An 18,739-nucleotide genomic window follows, 5' to 3' on the forward strand; every position below is an offset into this window, starting at 1 on the left:
GAAAAAGCTTATGAACGTAAATGAACGGCTGTCAGAGGAAACACATCCACTGATCGAGTTGAAGCATATTTCAAAGATTTACAATATGGGAGGAGAAGAAGTCAGAGCGAATGACGATGTAAATATTTCTATCCAAAAGGGTGAATTTGTGGCTATTGTAGGAAAATCAGGAAGCGGAAAATCCACTCTGATGAATATTATCGGCGCTCTGGACGTGCCGACCACAGGAGAGTATTATCTGGGCGGTGAGGATGTAAGTAAAATGGGAGATAAGCAGCTGGCCAGGATCCGCAACCGTATGATCGGTTTTATCTTCCAGCAGTATAATCTCCTTCCCAAACTTAATCTTCTGGAAAACGTAGAGCTTCCTCTTCTTTATGCGGGAACAGGAGCAGAGGAACGAAAAAAACGGGCCATGGCTTCCCTTGAAAAGGTGGGGCTTGCGGAAAAATGGAAAAATATGCCTAATCAGCTTTCAGGAGGCCAGCAGCAGAGGGTATCTATTGCCAGGGCGCTGGCAGGAAATCCATCCCTGATCCTGGCTGATGAACCCACAGGAGCGCTGGACTCCAAAACCAGCCGTGATGTGCTTAATTTTTTAAAGCAGATCAATGAGGAGGGAAATACCATTGTTATGATTACCCATGACAATTCCATTGCTGTGGAGGCAAAGCGGGTGATCCGCATTGCAGACGGGCATAAAATTTTTGACGGAGATGTAAAAGATTATGCTGCAATCCTTTAAACTGGCTCTTAAAAGCATATGGGGCAATAAGATGCGTTCTTTTCTTACCATGCTGGGGATTATTATCGGTGTGGCTGCGGTGATCATTCTCGTAAGCCTGGTAAATGGATACATGGGGATGATCGTAGAAAATTTTGCCAGCATGGGAGTGAACCAGATCAATGTAAACGTAACCAATCTGACATCCCGAACTGTAAGTCCAGATGAAATGTATGGATTTTTTGAAGAGCACACAGACGTATTTGAGGCTTTAAGCCCCAACGTGACCATTTCCACGACGATAAAAAAGGGAAATGATTCCATGACTTCTACCAGTGTGGCAGGACGCAGCGAGCAGTATCTGGAGATTAAGGACTATGAGCTGCAGCAGGGAAGAAATATCACCTATTCGGATATTCTTTCCCGTCAGAAGGTCTGCGTGATCGGAGCGTATGTGGCCCAGGAGCTGTTTGGCAGTGCTGAAAAGGCTCTTGGGGATACGCTGAAGGTAGGGGGCTATGCCTATAAGGTAGTGGGCATAGCAGAAATTCAGGATGAGGACGATATGAGCGACGGAGGCACGGATGATTTTGTATGGCTTCCATATACGGCTTCCATTAGTCTGGCGAGAAGCGCTAATATTAACAGCTACACCTTTACAGTGGCAGATACGGATGATGCGGATGAGGCAAAGACGCTCATTGAGAATTTCCTTTTTGAGATTTTTAAGGATGATGATTACTATAGGGTATCTGCCATGAGTGAAATGCTGGATTCCCTGAACGGACAGATTGCCATGATGAGCGGTATGCTGGGAGGAATCGCCGGGATTTCCCTTCTGGTAGCCGGAGTGGGCGTTATGAACATCATGCTGGTGTCTGTGACTGAGCGGACAAGGGAAATTGGAATCCGAAAATCTCTTGGGGCGGACAAGGGAACCATTATGCAGCAGTTTGTGATCGAAGCGGCAGTTACCAGTTCTCTGGGCGGAGTGATCGGAATTCTCATTGGCTGCGGGGCTACTGCAGTAGTAGGGGCAGCCATTGGCATTTCGGCTACACCTACATTTTCTGCCATTGTAATTTCATTTAGCGTATCCGTGGGGATCGGCCTGCTTTTTGGTTATATGCCAGCCAGCCGTGCGGCTAATTTAAATCCGATTGATGCGCTGCGAAGTGAATAAGGAGTTTACATTCCCCATCTGCCGTATATGGTGCGATGGGGATTTTTCATTGACATCTTTTTTGACGTAGTATAAACTGAATAGGATGATATATGAAAATTTACGCAGATTTTACATTTCATTGGTTCGGATTTTACTTCTGTTTGGTATGCTGTTTACATGAGGCTTTAAAAAGCATAATATGTAAATTTAATAACAGGGAAAGGGCAGGAATCAGCATTTATGGAAAAAATTTACATCATAGAGGATGACGAAAATATCAGAAATCTGTTAAAGATCGCACTGGAGGGGTTTGGCTTTGAGGCAGAGGGGTTTGAAACAGCAGAAGAAGGGCTGGAGCGTATCCGGCAGGAATGCCCGTCCATGGCGATCTTCGACTGGATGCTCCCGGGAATGGACGGGGTGACGGCCATCCGGCAGATCCGTCAGACCGAGGGGATAAGCGGCCTTCCGATCATGCTTTTGACAGCAAAGGAAAAGGAGCTGGATAAAGTAGTGGGGCTGGACTGCGGAGCAGATGATTATATGGTAAAGCCCTTTGGCGTTCTGGAGCTTTCTGCCCGGATCCGCAGTCTCCTGCGCAGGGTAAGGCGGGAAGAAAAAAAGGATATACTGTCCTATCAGGGGATCAGTATCAATAAAAAGACAAGAGAGGCTTCCAGCAGCGGCCGTGTCTGCGAGCTTACTTTAAAGGAGTTTGAGCTTTTATGTTATCTTTTGGAGAATCAGGCCAGAGTAGTAACCAGGGATGAACTTTTAAATCAGATCTGGGGCTATGAGTATGACGGAGAGACAAGGACACTGGATATGCACATCCGTACCCTGCGCCAGAAGCTGGGAGAAGAGGGCGGAAGCTGCATCAAGACCGTCCGTGGCGTTGGCTACCGCCTGGTGCGCTCGGAGACAAAGGAGGAGGATCGATGAGAAGGGCTATTCTGAAAAAATTTATACTGGTACTTCTGGCGGCGCTGTGTATTAACAGCGTCATCTTTTATCTTATCAGCAGTCATATGATCTTAAAGATGGCCAGAGAGGATATGACCTATACTATAGAAATGATTGACCGTCTGCTCGATTATGAGGATGAATCGTATCTGGCTGTCCAGATCGAGCGTATGGAGGAGTTTACAGGCGCGGATGATACGCGGGTTACACTGATCCATTTAGATGGCACGGTTGTATCTGACACAGATACTTCTACGGAAGATCTGGATAATCATTTAAGCCGCAAAGAGGTAAAAGAGGCTCTGCTGAATGGAATGGGATATGCAAAGCGGTATTCTAAAACCATGGGAAAGCATTTTCTTTACGTTGCCTTCCAGTCACACAGATCAGATATGATCCTTCGCATTTCCGTTCCCTACTCAGGATTCAGCGAATATCTGCCCATGCTGCTGCCGGCTGCCCTTGTGAGCTTTCTTGCCGCTTTAGCCTGTGCATTTGTATTTACCAGGCGGTTTGTGGATTCCGTTACAAGACCCTTGCAGGATATTGTTTCGGAGCTTCAGAAGGTGAAGGGAGGAAACGGGGAGCTCCATTTTTCGCCCTGTCCGTATCAGGAGCTGAATGTGATCGCAGAGACGACCATGGAAATGTCAAATAATGTAAAAGATTATTTGAACCGTATAGAGAAAGAAAAGCAGATCCGTCAGGAGTTTTTCAGCAATGCCTCCCATGAGCTTAAAACTCCTATTACCTCGATCCAGGGTTACGCAGAGCTGATGGAGAGCGGGATGATCCAGGATGAAGCCATGAAGCTGGATTTTATCCGGCGGATCAAAAAGGAGGCTTCCAATATGGCAGGGCTGATCGGGGATATTCTGATGATTTCCCGGCTGGAGGCAAAGGATGCCCAGGTGGTGCTTTCCGATGTGCGGATCAGCCCTCTTTTGGAGGAGATCGCAGAAAGCTTAAAGCCCGCAGCCGCCCAGAGCCAGGTCTTTATCCATATAGATTGCCAGCCGCTGTGCATAAAGGCCAATGTGCAGCAGATGAAGGAGCTTCTTACAAATCTGGTCGGAAATGCGGTTAAGTATAATCATCCGGGAGGACAGGTTTGGGTGACGATCAGAGAACAGGACGGACAGATGGTGATCCGTGTCCGGGATAATGGCGTGGGGATACCGGAGGAAAGCCTGGACCGTATTTTTGAACGTTTTTACCGGGTGGATAAGGGACGCAGCCGGAAACAGGGAGGTACGGGACTGGGACTTTCAATCGTAAAGCATATCGTAAATTTTTATCACGGTTCTATCCATGTGGCTTCTCAGCTGGAAAAGGGAACGGAATTTACGGTTACAATTCCATTGAAATGGGAATAATTGGGCTATACTTTGATACATAAAAGCGCCAATGCGTTAAAAACACAAAAATTTAAAGCAATAAAATTGACGCGCCCTTTTTTTTGTAGTATGATAAAAAAAGTTCGAAAGAAACGGACGAAATTTTGGATAAAAACGAGGAGCGATGTTATGAAAAAGACGGCAAAAATTTTTTCCTTCGTACTGGCCGGAGCGATGGCTGCGGCTGTAACAGGATGTGGATCAGGCACAAATGAAACAACGGCAGCTGCTGCGGACACTTCAAAGGAAGCAGAGGGGGGTAAGGAGGTATACCAGGTAGGTATCTGCCAGCTGGTACAGCACGTTGCCCTGGATGCGGCGACTCAGGGCTTTAAGGATGCTCTGGTGGAGACCTTTGGAGAAGACGGTGTGGAGTTTGATGAGCAGAATGCCCAGGGTGATTCCAACACCTGTTCCACGATCATCAACAGCTTTGTATCAGAGGGTGTGGATCTGATCCTGGCAAATGCAACCGCATCTCTTCAGGCCGCTCAGGCAGGCACCAACGAGATTCCTGTGCTGGGAACTTCTGTAACAGAATACGGTGTGGCCCTGGGAATTTCCGATTTTAACGGAACCGTAGGAGGAAATATTTCCGGAACATCGGATCTGGCTCCTCTGGACGAGCAGGCGGCCATGATCAAAGAGCTGTTCCCGGATAAGAAAAATGTAGGTCTGCTCTACTGCTCTGCAGAGCCTAACTCTCAGTACCAGGTAGATACGGTAAAGCTGGCTCTGGAAGAGCTGGGTTATACATGTGAGTATTATGCATTTTCCGATTCCAATGATTTATCCACCATTGCTACTAATGCAGCTTCTGCAAGCGATGTGATCTATGTTCCTACGGATAATACCGTTGCTTCCAACACAGAGATCATCAATAATATCTGCCAGCCGGCAGGCGTTCCCGTGGTAGCTGGCGAGGAGGGCATCTGCGCGGGCTGCGGCGTTGCCACCTTATCCATCAGCTACTATGATCTGGGTACGGCAACCGGAAAGATGGCTGCAAAGATCCTTTCCGGCGAAGCCAATGTATCTGAGATGCCCATCGAGTATGCGCCTCAGTTTACAAAGAAGTACAACAAAAACATCTGCGATGCACTGGGAGTTGCCGTGCCGGATGATTATGAAGCAATCGAGGAATAACCGATCATGAGTATTATGAGCTTATTTAATTCACTTCCAGGCGCTGTGGCCCAGGGACTAGTGTGGGGCATAATGGCGATTGGCGTATACCTTACCTTCCGCATCCTGGATTTTGCGGATCTGACCGTAGACGGCTCCCTTTGTACGGGGGGCGCTGTCTGCATCGTGATGATGCTTGCCGGACAGAATGTCTGGGTGGCTCTTTTATGTGCCGCTCTGGCAGGGATGGCAGCAGGATTCTGCACAGGTATCCTTCATACCTTTATGGGAATCCCGGCTATTCTTTCCGGTATCCTGACCCAGCTGGGCCTGTATTCCATTAACTTAAAAATTATGGGAAAAGCCAACCAGGCCATCAATGTAGACAAGTATGACCTGCTGGTTTCCCTGCGTTTTATCCGCAATGTACCACTGTTTAAAAATACCATTTTTCTGGTGTCTGTGATGATCCTGGTACTGATCGGTCTGCTTTACTGGTTTTTCGGCACGGAGCTGGGCTGTTCCATCCGTGCCACCGGCGGCAATGACCGCATGGCAAGAGCACAGGGGATCAACACCGATTTTAACCGTGTGCTGGGGCTGATGGTTTCCAATGGACTGGTCGCACTTTCCGGCGCGCTTTTATCCCAGTATCAGGGCTTTGCAGATATCAATATGGGCCGCGGAGCCATTGTCATCGGACTGGCCGCTGTGATTATCGGAGAAGCGATTTTTGGAAAAGTTTTCCACAACTTTGGCTTCCGCCTTCTGGGTGTGGCTTTGGGCTCTATTGTATATTATCTGGTGCTCCAGGTTGTGATCTGGCTGGGAGTTGATACGGATTTACTGAAGCTTCTTTCCGCTGCTGTGGTAGCTGTTTTCCTGGCGATCCCCACCTGGAAGGGAAGATATTTTAAGAGTGCGCCAAAGGGAGGTAAGAGCTGATGCTGGAAATCTGTCATGTGAATAAAACATTTAACAGGGGCACGGTAAATGAAAAGCAGGCCTTGAAAGATTTGAACCTCACCTTAAAGGATGGAGATTTTGTTACGATCATCGGCGGAAACGGCGCCGGAAAGTCTACGACCCTGAATGCGATTGCAGGCGTGTGGCCTGTGGACGAGGGAAAGATCGTGATAGACGGAAGGGATGTGACAAAGCTTCCGGAATATAAAAGAGCCGCCTTTTTGGGCCGTGTATTCCAGGATCCCATGAATGGAACCGTGGCTACTATGGGAATTGAGGAAAATCTGGCTCTGGCTTTAAGAAGAGGAGGGCGCCGCACATTAAAGCCCGGTATTACAGGCAGTGAAAGAAAGCTGTACCGGGATCTGCTCTTAAAGCTGGGACTGGGGCTGGAGGAACGCCTTACCTCTAAGGTGGGACTTTTGTCCGGCGGACAGAGACAGGCCTTAACCCTTCTGATGGCAACTTTAAAAAAGCCAAAGCTGCTTTTGCTGGATGAACACACTGCTGCCCTGGATCCTCAGACGGCGAAGAAGGTTCTGGAGCTTACCAGTGAAATCGTAGAGGAGCAGCGGCTGACTGCCCTGATGGTAACTCATAATATGAAGGATGCCATCCAGATCGGCAACCGCCTGATCATGATGAATGACGGCCATATTATCTATGATGTGAGGGGGGAGGAGAAAAAGAACCTCACGGTGGATGACCTGTTAAAGAAATTTGCCGAGGCCAGCGGCAAAGAATTTGCAAATGACCGTATGATGCTGGCAAATTAAAAATTCATAAAAAATTCACCCATCCAGCCTGTCCTTTATGGTATAATAAAAAGGACAGGCTGTTTTGCACTGCAAAGCAGGAATCAAATTTGAGATGGAGACGATTAAAATATGCTTGAGCATAAGGATTATTTATCCAGCCTGAATAAGGCTAGGAGGAAGCGCAGCCAGAAGCCGGATCCCAGGCTGTGGATTCTGATCCTGGCAGCTGTCCTGGCTGTGGGAGCTATTATTTTTGCGGTGAAATATATGAAAAAGCCGGAATCTGGGGAAATGGCGGTTCGGTCGGTGGGTGAGCAGCTCCAGACGGGAGAGCCGCAGACAGACCCGGCAGCGGCTGTGGCTGCAGAGAGCGATGAAGAGACACAGTGGGAACAGCAGGTGGAGGAAGCTGTGGGCCGTTTTGCCAATCTGGGTCTGATCCAGGTGTCGGGCTATGTAAATATCCGTGAGACTCCGGGAACAGACGGTACGGTTTTAGGTACTATCGCAGACGGAGGCGGATGCGAGGTTCTGGGAACAGAGGGCGAATGGACAAAGATACAGTCAGGAGGTTTAGAGGGCTATGTGAGCAGCCAGTATCTTGTAACCGGCCAGGAGGCAAAAAATCTGGCGGAAAAATATGTAAAGCTCAGAGCTGTGATTACTATGGAGACAGAAGGCGAAAAACTGCGGGTGCGGGAAACTCCGGACGATTCCACCAGCGACAATGTCATAGGAGCCGTATCAGACGGGGAAAGTTTTGAGGTGCTTAGCCAAGAGGACGGATGGATCCAGATTAAGGACGGATATATTTCCGATCAGTTTGCCCAGGTAAGCTATGCTCTGGAGGAAGGACGCAAACTGGATGAAAAAACAAAGGCCATTAATCAGTATGAAAATCTGGTGATGTCCAAGGTGAACGGTTATCTGAATGTGCGCAGTTCACCGGAGGATAAAGGAAATGCCAATATTATCGGAAAGATGACCAGCAAGGCGGGAGGAGAGATCCTGGAAACTCTGGACGGCTGGTATAAGGTGAAATCCGGCCCTATCGTAGGTTATATTTCCTCTGATCCCCAGTACACAGCTACGGGCAGGGAGGCAAAGGATATTGCCCTTCAGACCGCATCCCTGAAAGCGGTGATCAGTACGGATGTGTTAAACGTCCGCACAGAACCCAGTACGGACGCCAAGATCTGGACCCAGATCGTAAAGGATGAAAAATATCCTGTGATCGACGATCCTGAAACGCCGGATGGCTGGCTGAAGATCGATCTTGATTCCGTGGATGAAGAAGATGGGGGCGTATCAGACGGAGCCTATATTTCTACAAGAGATAATAATGTGGAAGTCCGTTATGTGATCAATGAGGCTATTAAGTTTAAACCTGCTGAAAGCGGCTCCGGAGGTTCAGGAAGCTCAGGCTCCGGTTCACGCCGCTCTCAGATAGTGAACTATGCGATTCAGTTTGTGGGAAATCCTTATGTCTGGGGCGGTACCAGCCTGACAAACGGCGTAGACTGCTCCGGCTTTACCATGAAGGTAATGCAGAAATTCGGAGTATCGCTTCCTCACTATTCCGGCTCGCAGGCCAAAATGGGAAAGAAGGTCACTTCTGGAAATATGAAGCCGGGCGATCTGATATTCTATGCAGGCAGCAATGGCCGTATCAACCATGTGGCTCTGTATATTGGAAACGGACAGGTGGTTCATGCGGCAAGCAGGCGCAGCGGCATCAAGATTTCTACCTGGAATTACCGCTCTCCGGTAGCAATCCGCAACATGCTGGATTAAAAGAAAGAAAAAAGGAAAGACTATCCTGAAAGAATATGGGCCGGGTGCCTTATATAAGGTATCCCCTATCCCTTTGTGGTAAGGCCCGATTTGGAAAGGATGGTCTTTTTTATATGAACAGACAGGAAGAACGGCAGACAGAGCAGGAAATCCGTGAAAAAGAGGACAGGGGGTTAAAAGAGTATGGCCAGATGACTCTGGAAGAAAATGAAAAAAAGAGAAAAATTCATCTGCTCTCTATTATAGGAGAGGTGGAAGGACACGAAAACAGCCCCGGTTCTTCCAAAAGCACCCGATACGATCATGTGCTTCCCAGACTGGCCCAGATTGAAGATGACGACAGCATTGACGGAATGCTGGTTCTTTTAAATACATCGGGAGGAGACGTGGATGCGGGACTGGCCATCGCTGAGATGATCGCATCTATGAGCATTCCGGTAGTATCGCTGGTTTTGGGAGGCAGCCATTCCATTGGCGTACCATTGGCCGTATCCTCCTGCTATTCCTTCATTGTACCTTCAGGGACCATGATGGTTCATCCGGTGCGCATGACGGGCATGGTGATCGGCACTGAGCGGACCTATGACTATTTTCAGATGATACAGGATCGTATCTTAACCTTTGTATCGGAGCATTCCGCCATTGCCTATGACAAGCTCCATGACCTGATGCACAATACAGAGATGCTTACCAGGGATCTAGGGACCGTTCTTGTGGGAAAAGAGGCAGTAGACGTGGGGCTGATCGATGCAGTCGGCGGGATAAAGGAGGCATTAGCGAAACTGTATGAGATGATCGACGAGAGAAAAAATCTCGCAAAACAGTAGAAGAAAGAGCAGAAGTATCGTATGATATACACATAAGATAAGACAGGGGGAACAGCCATGAAGTATTTTGACCTTCACTGCGATACCATTGAAGAATTGAAAAAACGCGGGGAGAATTTTTTAAACAGCACCACTCAGTTTACCATACAGGATCAGGAACGGTTTGAGGCGGCTGTCCAGTGTATGGCCGTCTGGGTACCGGATTCCATTCGGGGAAGAGCGGCAGTAGAATTTACAGACAGCCATCTGGCCTATCTGGAAACGCTTGTGGAAATGATCCCGGAACGGGCAGTCCTGGCATATTCCGCTTCTGAGCTGCAGAAAGGGGTAGAGGAAGGAAAATGGGTATTTATCCGGACTATAGAAGGGGGAGCAGCCCTGGGAGGAGATCTGGAAAAGATTGTCCATTTTGCCAAAAAGAAGATTAAGATGATGACCCTTACCTGGAATGGGGAAAATGAGCTGGGAAGCGGCTGTGCCGGAACCGGAGGGCTTACGGGATTTGGAAAAGAGGCCGTGAAGCTTATGGAAGAAAATGGAATCATTGTGGATTGCTCCCATTTAAACGATGCAGGCTTTGAGGATCTTTTGAACATAACGAAAAGGCCATTTGTTGCCTCCCATTCCAACCTGCGTTCCTGCTGTGAGGTGCCAAGAAATTTAAGAGAGGATCAGTTTGTGGAGCTTGTACGCCGGGGCGGCCTCTGCGGCATCAATTTATATTCCCGTTTCCTTTCTGTTCCGGATCAGAAGGGAGAGGGGGAGCGCGAACTGCTGTTTCGCCATATATACAGGATGCTGGAGCTGGGAGGAGAGGACTGTATCGCCTGGGGAACAGATCTGGACGGACAGATCACCTGCGACCCTTCCCTTGGCTCGCCGTTTGGAGCGGCTTCCTTTGGAACATATCTTGCGGAGCGGGGGATTCCCGAAGGGGCTGTGAAAAAATTCTGCTTTGAAAATGCGTACCGTTTTTTCCAATCTTATATGCGGTAAAAAACTGCGTTGCAATTCCCATTAAATTTTTGTATACTATAAGTAATGTAAGTCAAGACTTAATATAGGAACGAGGAATGGGAGGCTTGTATTTGTGTCTGATGCAGTAAAGAAACAGCAGGGCAGCGCCAGAAAACCGGGGAGGCCCAAGGGAAGTACGACAAAAAAGAACACGGGGACAACTACTGCAAAGAGGCAGAGCAGCACATCCAGAGATAAAAGCCGGCCAAGACGCCCGGCTTATGAGGAAGAAGAGGATATGGGATTTATGAGAGCAGAAGTGATCATCATCTGCTCTTTTGCTGTGGCAATCCTTTTGTTTTTAAGCAATTTCCGCTTATGCGGAGTGTTTGGAGATGTGCTGCGCAGCGTGCAGCTGGGACTTTTTGGCATGATCGGCTATCTTCTGCCTATCATGCTTTTTGTGGGAACCTGTTTTCACCTGTCCAATCAGGGGAATATCCACGCAGCAGTGAAACTGGCTGCAGTCATAGGAGTGTTTTTCACGCTCTGCGGCCTGCTCCAGCTGATGTTTGGAAAGGCGCCTGAGGGCGCTTCCCTGATGGAGTATTATACGGTATCCTCTGTGAATGGAGCAGGAGGCGGGCTGGTCGGCGGAGCATTATCCGGCCTTTTGAGCTTCCTTCTGGGACGGGCCGGAGCATATCTGGTACTGGTGGTGCTCCTTATCATCTGTATGGTATGTATTACGGGAAAATCCTTTGTATCCTTTGTACAGCAGGGAAGTGACCGGGCCTATCAGTATGCAAGGGAGGATATGGATCGCAGGAGAGAACTCCATGCTCAGAGAGCAGAAGAAAGACGTCTTCTTAAGGAGGAGCAGCGTGTCCGCGGTGTGAATCTGGAGGCGACTGCTCTGGGGGGAAGAGGGGATCGGACAGAGGAATTTTATGAGGAAGAAGGCCTTGCAGAGGATGCATTTGAACGGGAATTTGGAGCGGATCCTGTAAGAAAGGGTGAGCCTGCAGAAAATGAGGCGTCTCCAGCAGATGAATTTCGCGGAAGGATCCAGCTTCCCAGAAACTATGACACAGCAGGCACTGTGGGAGCTAGACAGGAAAGGACGGAAGGAGAAGCGGGACGTCTGGCCAGAGAGCTGGAAGACCGTGAGAAAACATCCGAAGCCAGAAGAGAATGCAAAAATGAACCGACGCCTCAGAGCCGGACAGAACAGGGAGACTGCGGGGGAGCAGAGGAAGAAGAGCCGATATATGAAACGATCCGGGTTCAGAGAGACAGGAGAACTCTGGATGAGCTGGATATGGGTGTAGGCGCTCCAAGACCGGTAAGCTTTGAAGAGGATATAAGTGGATTACAGGAAACAGTTTACCGGCAGGAACCCGTATCTGCCCCCGCGCCGGCAAGGGAGCCGGAGAAGCAGGAGAGAGATGAAATGCCGGAGCAAAAGGCTGTACATATTGCTCCCTGGGATACAGAACCTGAAGAGGAAACCATCCATCTGGATGAAGGTTCAGAGGAGCCGGACTGTGACGGAACCTCTCCCTGGGATCCGGATCCAGACAGCAGCCCCACTTCTGCGCCAAAGCCATTCGAAGCGGTACAGCCGTCTATGATGGCCGCTCCCGATACTCTGTATCAGCCGGAAGGCACAAAACGTGTTGTCACTGCCTCCGGAAAGATCATCGAAACGGAAACGGATCTTCTTCAGAAAAAACTGGAAAAGAAACGGGAGGCGGCAGAGGTTCAGGCAGCAGAGGTTTCGGTGGCTCAGGAGATCCATAAAAAGATAGAGGAAAAAAAGGAATATGTATTCCCTCCTACGGATCTGCTGAAAAAGCCTGTGCATAATGCCGCTTTTTCTGAAAATGAATTTAAGGCCACAGCGATCAAGCTTCAGCAGACCCTTCATAATTTCGGTGTAGGCGTTACTGTGACGAATATCAGCTGCGGTCCTTCTGTTACCCGTTATGAACTCCTTCCGGAACAGGGCGTAAAGGTCAGCAAGATCGTTTCTTTGACTGATGATATCAAGCTGAGTCTTGCAGCGGCAGATATCCGGATCGAGGCTCCGATTCCCGGCAAATCCGCAGTGGGGATCGAGGTGCCTAATAAGGAAAATAACATTGTTTATCTGCGTGAGCTCTTTGAATCCGAAGCCTTCCGCCGCCACAAGTCCCGTCTGGCTTTTGCTGTGGGAAAGGATATCGGCGGTCAGGTGGTTGTTACGGATATCGCAAAGATGCCTCATCTTCTGATCGCAGGCGCTACTGGATCCGGTAAGTCCGTCTGTATCAATACATTGATCATGAGTATTATTTACAAGGCGGATCCGGCCGATGTGAAGCTGATCATGGTAGATCCCAAGGTGGTAGAGCTGAGCGTCTACAACGGAATCCCCCATCTGCTGATCCCGGTCGTGACCGATCCGAAGAAAGCATCCGGGGCGTTAAACTGGGCGGTGGCTGAGATGACAGACCGGTATAAGAAGTTTGCCGAGTGCAATGTCCGGGATTTAAAGGGCTACAATGAACGGGTTGCGAAATTAGATGATATCGATGATGACAAAAAGCCAAAGAAGCTGCCCCAGATTGTGATCATTATCGACGAGCTGGCCGATCTTATGATGGTGGCTCCGGGAGAGGTGGAGGATTCCATCTGCCGTCTGGCCCAGCTGGCCCGTGCAGCAGGCATCCATCTGGTAATTGCAACCCAGAGACCGTCCGTCAATGTTATCACCGGACTGATCAAGGCAAACGTGCCTTCCAGAATTGCATTTTCCGTGTCCTCAGGTGTAGATTCCAGAACGATTATCGACATGAACGGTGCAGAAAAGCTCCTTGGAAAGGGCGATATGCTCTTTTATCCCGCAGGTTTTCCAAAACCCCAGCGTGTACAGGGCGCTTTTGTATCGGATGAGGAGGTCAGCCGCGTGGTAGAATTTCTTACCGAGCAGGGTATGGTGGCAGAGTACAGCCAGGAAGTGGTAAATAAAGTTGCATCTCCTTCCATGGATGGAGGAAGCTCAGGGGCAGACCGGGATGAACTGTTTGCACAGGCCGGAGCCTTCATTATTGAAAAGGACAAGGCTTCCATCGGTATGCTCCAGCGGGCCTTTAAGATCGGATTTAACCGCGCGGCCCGGATCATGGATCAGCTGGCAGAGGCAGGAGTTGTGGGCGAAGAGGAGGGCACAAAACCCAGAAAGATCCTTATGAGTCCGGAACAGTTTGAGGAAATGATGGAACAGGGGTATTAAAATGCATCAGGAGTCCAAAGGAGAATCCCAATGACTCCGGGCATAAAATATAAATTACCAGGCACCGGCAGGAGAAAGACATAACCTGATCGGGACGCCGAAAAAGAGGAGGATCAGCCAAATGAAATCAGATATTGAGATCGCACAGGAAGCTGCAATGATACCGGTAAAAGAGGTGGCCGCCAGATATGGAATCAAAGAGGACGATCTGGAACTGTATGGAAAATATAAGGCCAAGCTGACCGATGAGCTATGGAATCAGATCAAGGACCGTCCGGATGGTAAACTGGTGCTGGTGACGGCTATCAATCCCACACCGGCAGGAGAGGGAAAGACAACTGTGACAGTAGGCTTGGGAGAAGCATTTGGAAGAATGGGAAAAAATTCCATTATAGCGCTGAGAGAGCCGTCCCTTGGCCCCTGCTTTGGCATCAAGGGAGGAGCTGCTGGAGGCGGCTATGCCCAGGTTGTGCCTATGGAGGATTTAAATCTGCATTTTACAGGTGATTTCCATGCCATTACCTCTGCCAATAACCTTCTGGCAGCTCTTCTTGATAACCATATCCAGCAGGGAAATTCCCTCGGCATTGATCCAAGACAGATTTTATGGAAGCGGTGCGAAGATATGAATGACCGTGCGCTGCGTAATATTGTGATCGGTCTGGGTGCAAAGGCCGACGGCATGGTAAGAGAGGATCATTTTGTCATTACCGTAGCATCCGAGATCATGGCAATCCTCTGTCTGGCCGATGATATGAAGGATTTAAAGGAGCGCCTGTCACGCATTATCGTTGCATATAATTTTGCAGGTGAGCCGGTGACTGCGGGAGATCTTCATGCCACCGGAGCCATGGCGGCTCTTTTAAAGGATGCTTTAAAGCCGAACCTGATCCAGACCTTGGAGCATACAGGCGCGTTGGTTCATGGCGGCCCCTTTGCAAATATCGCACACGGCTGCAACAGTGTAAGAGCCACAAAGACAGCTCTTAAGCTCTGCGATATTGTTGTTACGGAAGCAGGCTTTGGCGCGGATCTGGGCGCTGAGAAGTTTATGGATATCAAGTGCCGCAAAGCAGGCTTAAAGCCGGATGCGGTTGTTTTGGTAGCCACCGTCCGGGCTTTAAAGTATAATGGCGGTGTCCCGAAGGATCAGCTTTCCGTAGAAAATCTGGAAGCTTTAAAGAAGGGCATTGTAAATCTGGAAAAACATATTGAAAACATCCAGAAGTTTGGCGTTCCGGTTATAGTTACCCTTAATTCTTTCATAAGCGATACAGAAGCGGAGTATGCTTATATTAAGCATTTCTGTGAGGAAAGAGGCTGTGAATTTGCTCTGGCTGAGGTCTGGGCAAAAGGCGGCGAGGGTGGGCTTGCCCTGGCAGAAAAGGTATTAAACACATTGGAAAACCGTCCCACTGATTTCCATGTGCTTTATGAGAATGAAGCTTCCTTAAAGGATAAGATCGGAACCATTGCTTCCCAGATATACGGAGCGGACGGCGTGACATACACTCCGGCAGCTTTAAAGGCGTTAAAGCGCATGGAAGAGATGGGCTTTGGAAATCTTCCCGTATGCATGGCAAAAACCCAGTACTCCCTGTCGGATGATCAGACAAAGCTGGGACGGCCTGCAGGCTTCCAGATCAACGTAAGAGACGCCTATGTATGTGCAGGAGCCGGTTTTGTGGTTGTTCTTACAGGTTCCATTATGACCATGCCGGGACTTCCCAAGAAGCCGGCAGCAGAGGGGATTGATGTGAATGAGGAAGGAAAGATCACGGGACTGTTTTAAGTATGAGAGAGGAAATATAGTTTCATGATATTGCAAGACTGGTTAAAAGAACTGGATTATACCCTGATTCAGGGAAATCCTGATACTCAGGTGGAAGAGGTTATTTATGACTCCAGAAAAGCGGGACCGGGCACTGTATTTGTGGCCATGACAGGCACCCGGATCGATGCCCACTGCTTTATCCCTGATGTGTTAAAGGCAGGCACAAGGATCCTTGTGACCGAACGGCCCATTGATATGGAGCTTGAAGCCTGTGAGCTTGATGAAGAGGAGAAGAAAAAGATTACGATCCTGCGGGTAAAGGATTCCCGCAGGGCTCTGGCCCTGCTGTCTGCGGCCCGTTTTGGATATCCTGCAAAGAAGCTTACCCTGATCGGCGTTACAGGCACCAAGGGAAAGACTACCACGACCCATATGATAAAGACTGTGCTGGAAGCGGCAGGAAAGAAGGCCGGTCTGATCGGTACCACAGGTGTTGTCATTGGAGAGCATGTGACTCCTACCATGAACACGACCCCGGAATCTTACGAACTTCACAAAGCCTTTGCTCAGATGGCAGAGGCAGGCTGTGACTATGCGGTTATGGAAGTTTCTTCCCAGGGGGTAAAAATGCACCGGGTAGACGGTATCCTGTTTGACTACGGTATTTTTACTAATATTTCCCCAGACCATATCGGGCCGGATGAGCATAAGGATTTTGAGGAGTATCTGTATTATAAAACACGTCTCCTTGACAGCTGCCGCATTGGCCTTTTAAACGGGGCAGACCCTCATGCAGAGGCCATAAAGAAGGAAGTTTCTTGTAAGCTTTATACCTACAATGCAGGAAAGGAAAGCAAAGTGCCGGATGACTTTATGGTAGAGAATATCCGGTATCTGGCAGAGCCGGACTTTGTGGGAACGCAGTTTCATGTTTCCGGCAGATGTGAGATGGAAATCCGCCTTGGCATACCGGGACTTTTTAATGTGGAAAATGCCATGGCTGCAGTCAGCCTGTGCAGCTTATTGGGGCTGGATCCTCAAAGGGTCAGCCATGCACTGGAGCATATCCGGGTAAACGGACGCATGGAAATCGTACATACATCCTCCCACTGTACCGTGCTGGTTGACTATGCCCACAATGCAGTGAGCATGGAAAGCCTGCTTAAGACATTGCGGGATTACAGCCCCAAACGTCTGGTGTGTGTATTTGGCTGCGGTGGAAACCGTTCTAAGGACCGCCGTTATTCTATGGGAGAAATCGGCGGAAGGCTGGCAGATTTGTGCATCCTCACAGCGGATAATTCCAGATATGAAAAAGTGGAGGATATTCTGGCGGATATCCGGGGAAGTATTGAAAAAACAGGCGGAGCCTTTATGGAGATACCGGACCGCAGGGAAGCCATCCGATACAGTGTTTTCCATGCAGAGCCGGGAGATATGATCGCGGTGATTGGAAAAGGCCATGAGGATTATCAGGAGATCAATGGTGTCCGCCATCATTTTCTGGATCGGGAAGTGATTGAAGAAGCAGTAAGGGAACTGAGAGAGAAGGAACAGGGATGAGAGAGATAACAGCGAAACAGGCAGCCAGAGCCGCCGGAGGCAGGGTGATTTTCGGTGATCCGGAAAAAAAGATCTGCCACATCAGCCTGGATTCCAGAAAAATGGAGGGAAGGGATCTGTTTGTTCCTATCGTCGGAGAACGGGTAGACGCACACCGGTTTATCTGTCAGGCAATAAGCGCCGGGGCAGAAACGGTGTTCACCAGTTGTCATCACAGTGAAAAAGAGGTAAGAGAGGCCATTGAAAGCCAGTGCAGGGAGCATCCTGAATGGAGCGGACAGGCTCTTTTAAGCACCTGGATCTGTGTAGAGGATACAAAAGCGGCTCTTCAGGCGCTGGGAGCCTGGTGCCGCAGCCAGGCGCAGATTCCTCTGGTAGGGATTACGGGCAGTGTGGGAAAGACGACCACCCGTGAGATGGTAGCCTGTGCCTTGAGCGCCGGTTATAGGGTTTATAAGACGCCGGGAAACAGCAACAGCCAGGTGGGTGTCCCCATCACTGTTTTTAATATACCAAAGGAAGCGCAGATCGGCGTTATTGAACTTGGCATGAGCGAACCCGGAGAGATGACAAAGATTGCCCAGGTAGCACAGACGGACTGTGCAGTGATGACCAATATCGGAGTGGCTCATATCGAACAGCTTGGCTCTAAGGAAAATATTTTAAAAGAGAAGCTCCATATCCAGGATGGAATGGCAGAGGATGGTGTTCTTTTCCTCAATGGCGACGATCCTCTCCTGCGAGCGGTAATGCCGGACCAGGGACGCAGCCGGATCCTCTATGGCCTGTGGGAAGGCTGCGACTGCCGGGGAGAGAACCTTCATCTGGAAAATGGCTTTCCTGTCTTTACCGCAGTCTGCAAAGAAGAGCGGGTACAGGTACACCTTAAGGTAATGGGAAATCACATGGTAAGCAATGCCCTGGCAGCCCTGGCAGTGGCTTCTCGGTATGGAATACCGTTACAGAAGGCTGCTGCTGCCTTAGAACAGTTTGATGGTTTTAAGGGACGCCAGCAGATCATTAAGGAAAAGGGCGTCACCATCATAGATGACAGCTACAATGCAAGCCCCGTTTCCATGAAGGCAGGCATTGAGGTGCTTTCCTCCATGGCAGGAGTGAAGCGCCGCATTGCGGTTCTGGCGGATATGAAGGAGCTTGGGCCGGATACCATAACGTACCACAGGGAGGTAGGCGCCTTTTTAAAACATCAGCCAATTGACCAGCTGGTGCTTATGGGAGAACTGGCATGGGAGATTGAAACGGGTCTTAAAATGGATGGAGGAAAAATCTCATGCGTAAAAACCTCCACTTTGGAGGAAACTGAAACATGGCTGGCAGAAGCAGTAAGAGAAGGCGACTGCCTGCTGTTTAAGGGTTCAAACAGCATGGGGCTTTCCAAAGCCGTGAGCTTTATGAGAGAAAAACTCACGAATTAAAATGATTATCTGG

Annotated in this window: 14 protein-coding genes; all 14 read left to right on the forward strand. The window is 49.2% G+C overall.

The window, feature by feature from the left end; all coding sequences use genetic code 11:
- The first annotated feature begins 10 nt into the window (after positions 1-10).
- The 14 genes from WKT10_RS03680 to WKT10_RS03745 all read left to right on the forward strand — a co-directional run bounded on the left by WKT10_RS03680 (position 11) and on the right by WKT10_RS03745 (position 18,726).
- On the forward strand, positions 11-745 hold the full coding sequence (locus WKT10_RS03680; RefSeq protein WP_066550739.1) for an ABC transporter ATP-binding protein: 735 nt from the start codon (positions 11-13) through the stop codon (positions 743-745).
- Positions 729-1,907: an ABC transporter permease gene (locus WKT10_RS03685; RefSeq protein WP_340275521.1), complete on the forward strand. Its 1,179-nt coding sequence runs from the start codon at positions 729-731 to the stop codon at positions 1,905-1,907. The genes WKT10_RS03680 and WKT10_RS03685 overlap by 17 nt, the downstream gene beginning before the upstream one ends.
- A 222-nt stretch (positions 1,908-2,129) precedes the next feature.
- Positions 2,130-2,831: a response regulator transcription factor gene (locus tag WKT10_RS03690; RefSeq protein WP_066547885.1), complete on the forward strand. Its 702-nt coding sequence runs from the start codon at positions 2,130-2,132 to the stop codon at positions 2,829-2,831.
- Positions 2,828-4,228 carry a sensor histidine kinase gene (locus WKT10_RS03695; protein ID WP_066547888.1) on the forward strand — a complete coding sequence of 467 codons (1,401 nt, stop codon included), beginning with the start codon at positions 2,828-2,830 and terminating at the stop codon, positions 4,226-4,228. The genes WKT10_RS03690 and WKT10_RS03695 overlap by 4 nt, the downstream gene beginning before the upstream one ends.
- A gap of 150 nt (positions 4,229-4,378) precedes the next feature.
- Complete coding sequence (locus WKT10_RS03700) at positions 4,379-5,395, forward strand: ABC transporter substrate-binding protein (RefSeq protein WP_066547890.1); 1,017 nt, start codon at positions 4,379-4,381, stop codon at positions 5,393-5,395.
- Positions 5,396-5,401: 6 nt separating this feature from the next.
- On the forward strand, positions 5,402-6,319 hold the full coding sequence (locus WKT10_RS03705) for an ABC transporter permease (RefSeq protein ID WP_066547892.1): 918 nt from the start codon (positions 5,402-5,404) through the stop codon (positions 6,317-6,319).
- Positions 6,319-7,116: an ABC transporter ATP-binding protein gene (locus tag WKT10_RS03710; protein ID WP_317438372.1), complete on the forward strand. Its 798-nt coding sequence runs from the start codon at positions 6,319-6,321 to the stop codon at positions 7,114-7,116. Before WKT10_RS03705 ends, WKT10_RS03710 begins: the two co-directional genes overlap by 1 nt.
- Positions 7,117-7,227: 111 nt before the next feature.
- Positions 7,228-8,892, forward strand: a complete 1,665-nt coding sequence (locus tag WKT10_RS03715) for a C40 family peptidase (RefSeq protein ID WP_296036888.1) — start codon at positions 7,228-7,230, stop codon at positions 8,890-8,892.
- A gap of 113 nt (positions 8,893-9,005) precedes the next feature.
- Positions 9,006-9,719, forward strand: a complete 714-nt coding sequence (locus WKT10_RS03720) for a ClpP family protease (RefSeq protein ID WP_340275527.1) — start codon at positions 9,006-9,008, stop codon at positions 9,717-9,719.
- Positions 9,720-9,776: 57 nt separating this feature from the next.
- Positions 9,777-10,715 (forward strand): dipeptidase, encoded by a 939-nt coding sequence (locus WKT10_RS03725; protein ID WP_337433779.1) that lies wholly within the window; start codon positions 9,777-9,779, stop codon positions 10,713-10,715.
- Positions 10,716-10,809: 94 nt separating this feature from the next.
- Positions 10,810-13,953 (forward strand): DNA translocase FtsK, encoded by a 3,144-nt coding sequence (locus tag WKT10_RS03730; RefSeq protein WP_337433778.1) that lies wholly within the window; start codon positions 10,810-10,812, stop codon positions 13,951-13,953.
- Between the two features lie 121 nt (positions 13,954-14,074).
- Positions 14,075-15,745 (forward strand): formate--tetrahydrofolate ligase, encoded by a 1,671-nt coding sequence (locus WKT10_RS03735; RefSeq protein WP_296036882.1) that lies wholly within the window; start codon positions 14,075-14,077, stop codon positions 15,743-15,745.
- Positions 15,746-15,769: 24 nt separating this feature from the next.
- The gene (locus WKT10_RS03740; protein WP_337433777.1) at positions 15,770-17,290 is read left to right on the forward strand and encodes a UDP-N-acetylmuramoyl-L-alanyl-D-glutamate--2,6-diaminopimelate ligase; all 1,521 of its coding nucleotides are present in this window, start codon (positions 15,770-15,772) and stop codon (positions 17,288-17,290) included.
- Positions 17,287-18,726, forward strand: a complete 1,440-nt coding sequence (locus WKT10_RS03745) for a UDP-N-acetylmuramoyl-tripeptide--D-alanyl-D-alanine ligase (RefSeq protein WP_337433776.1) — start codon at positions 17,287-17,289, stop codon at positions 18,724-18,726. The genes WKT10_RS03740 and WKT10_RS03745 overlap by 4 nt, the downstream gene beginning before the upstream one ends.
- Positions 18,727-18,739 lie beyond the last annotated feature (13 nt).

Origin of the sequence: Enterocloster sp. HCN-30185 (genome assembly GCF_037890305.1) — a bacterium.
Classification (GTDB): domain Bacteria; phylum Bacillota; class Clostridia; order Lachnospirales; family Lachnospiraceae; genus Enterocloster.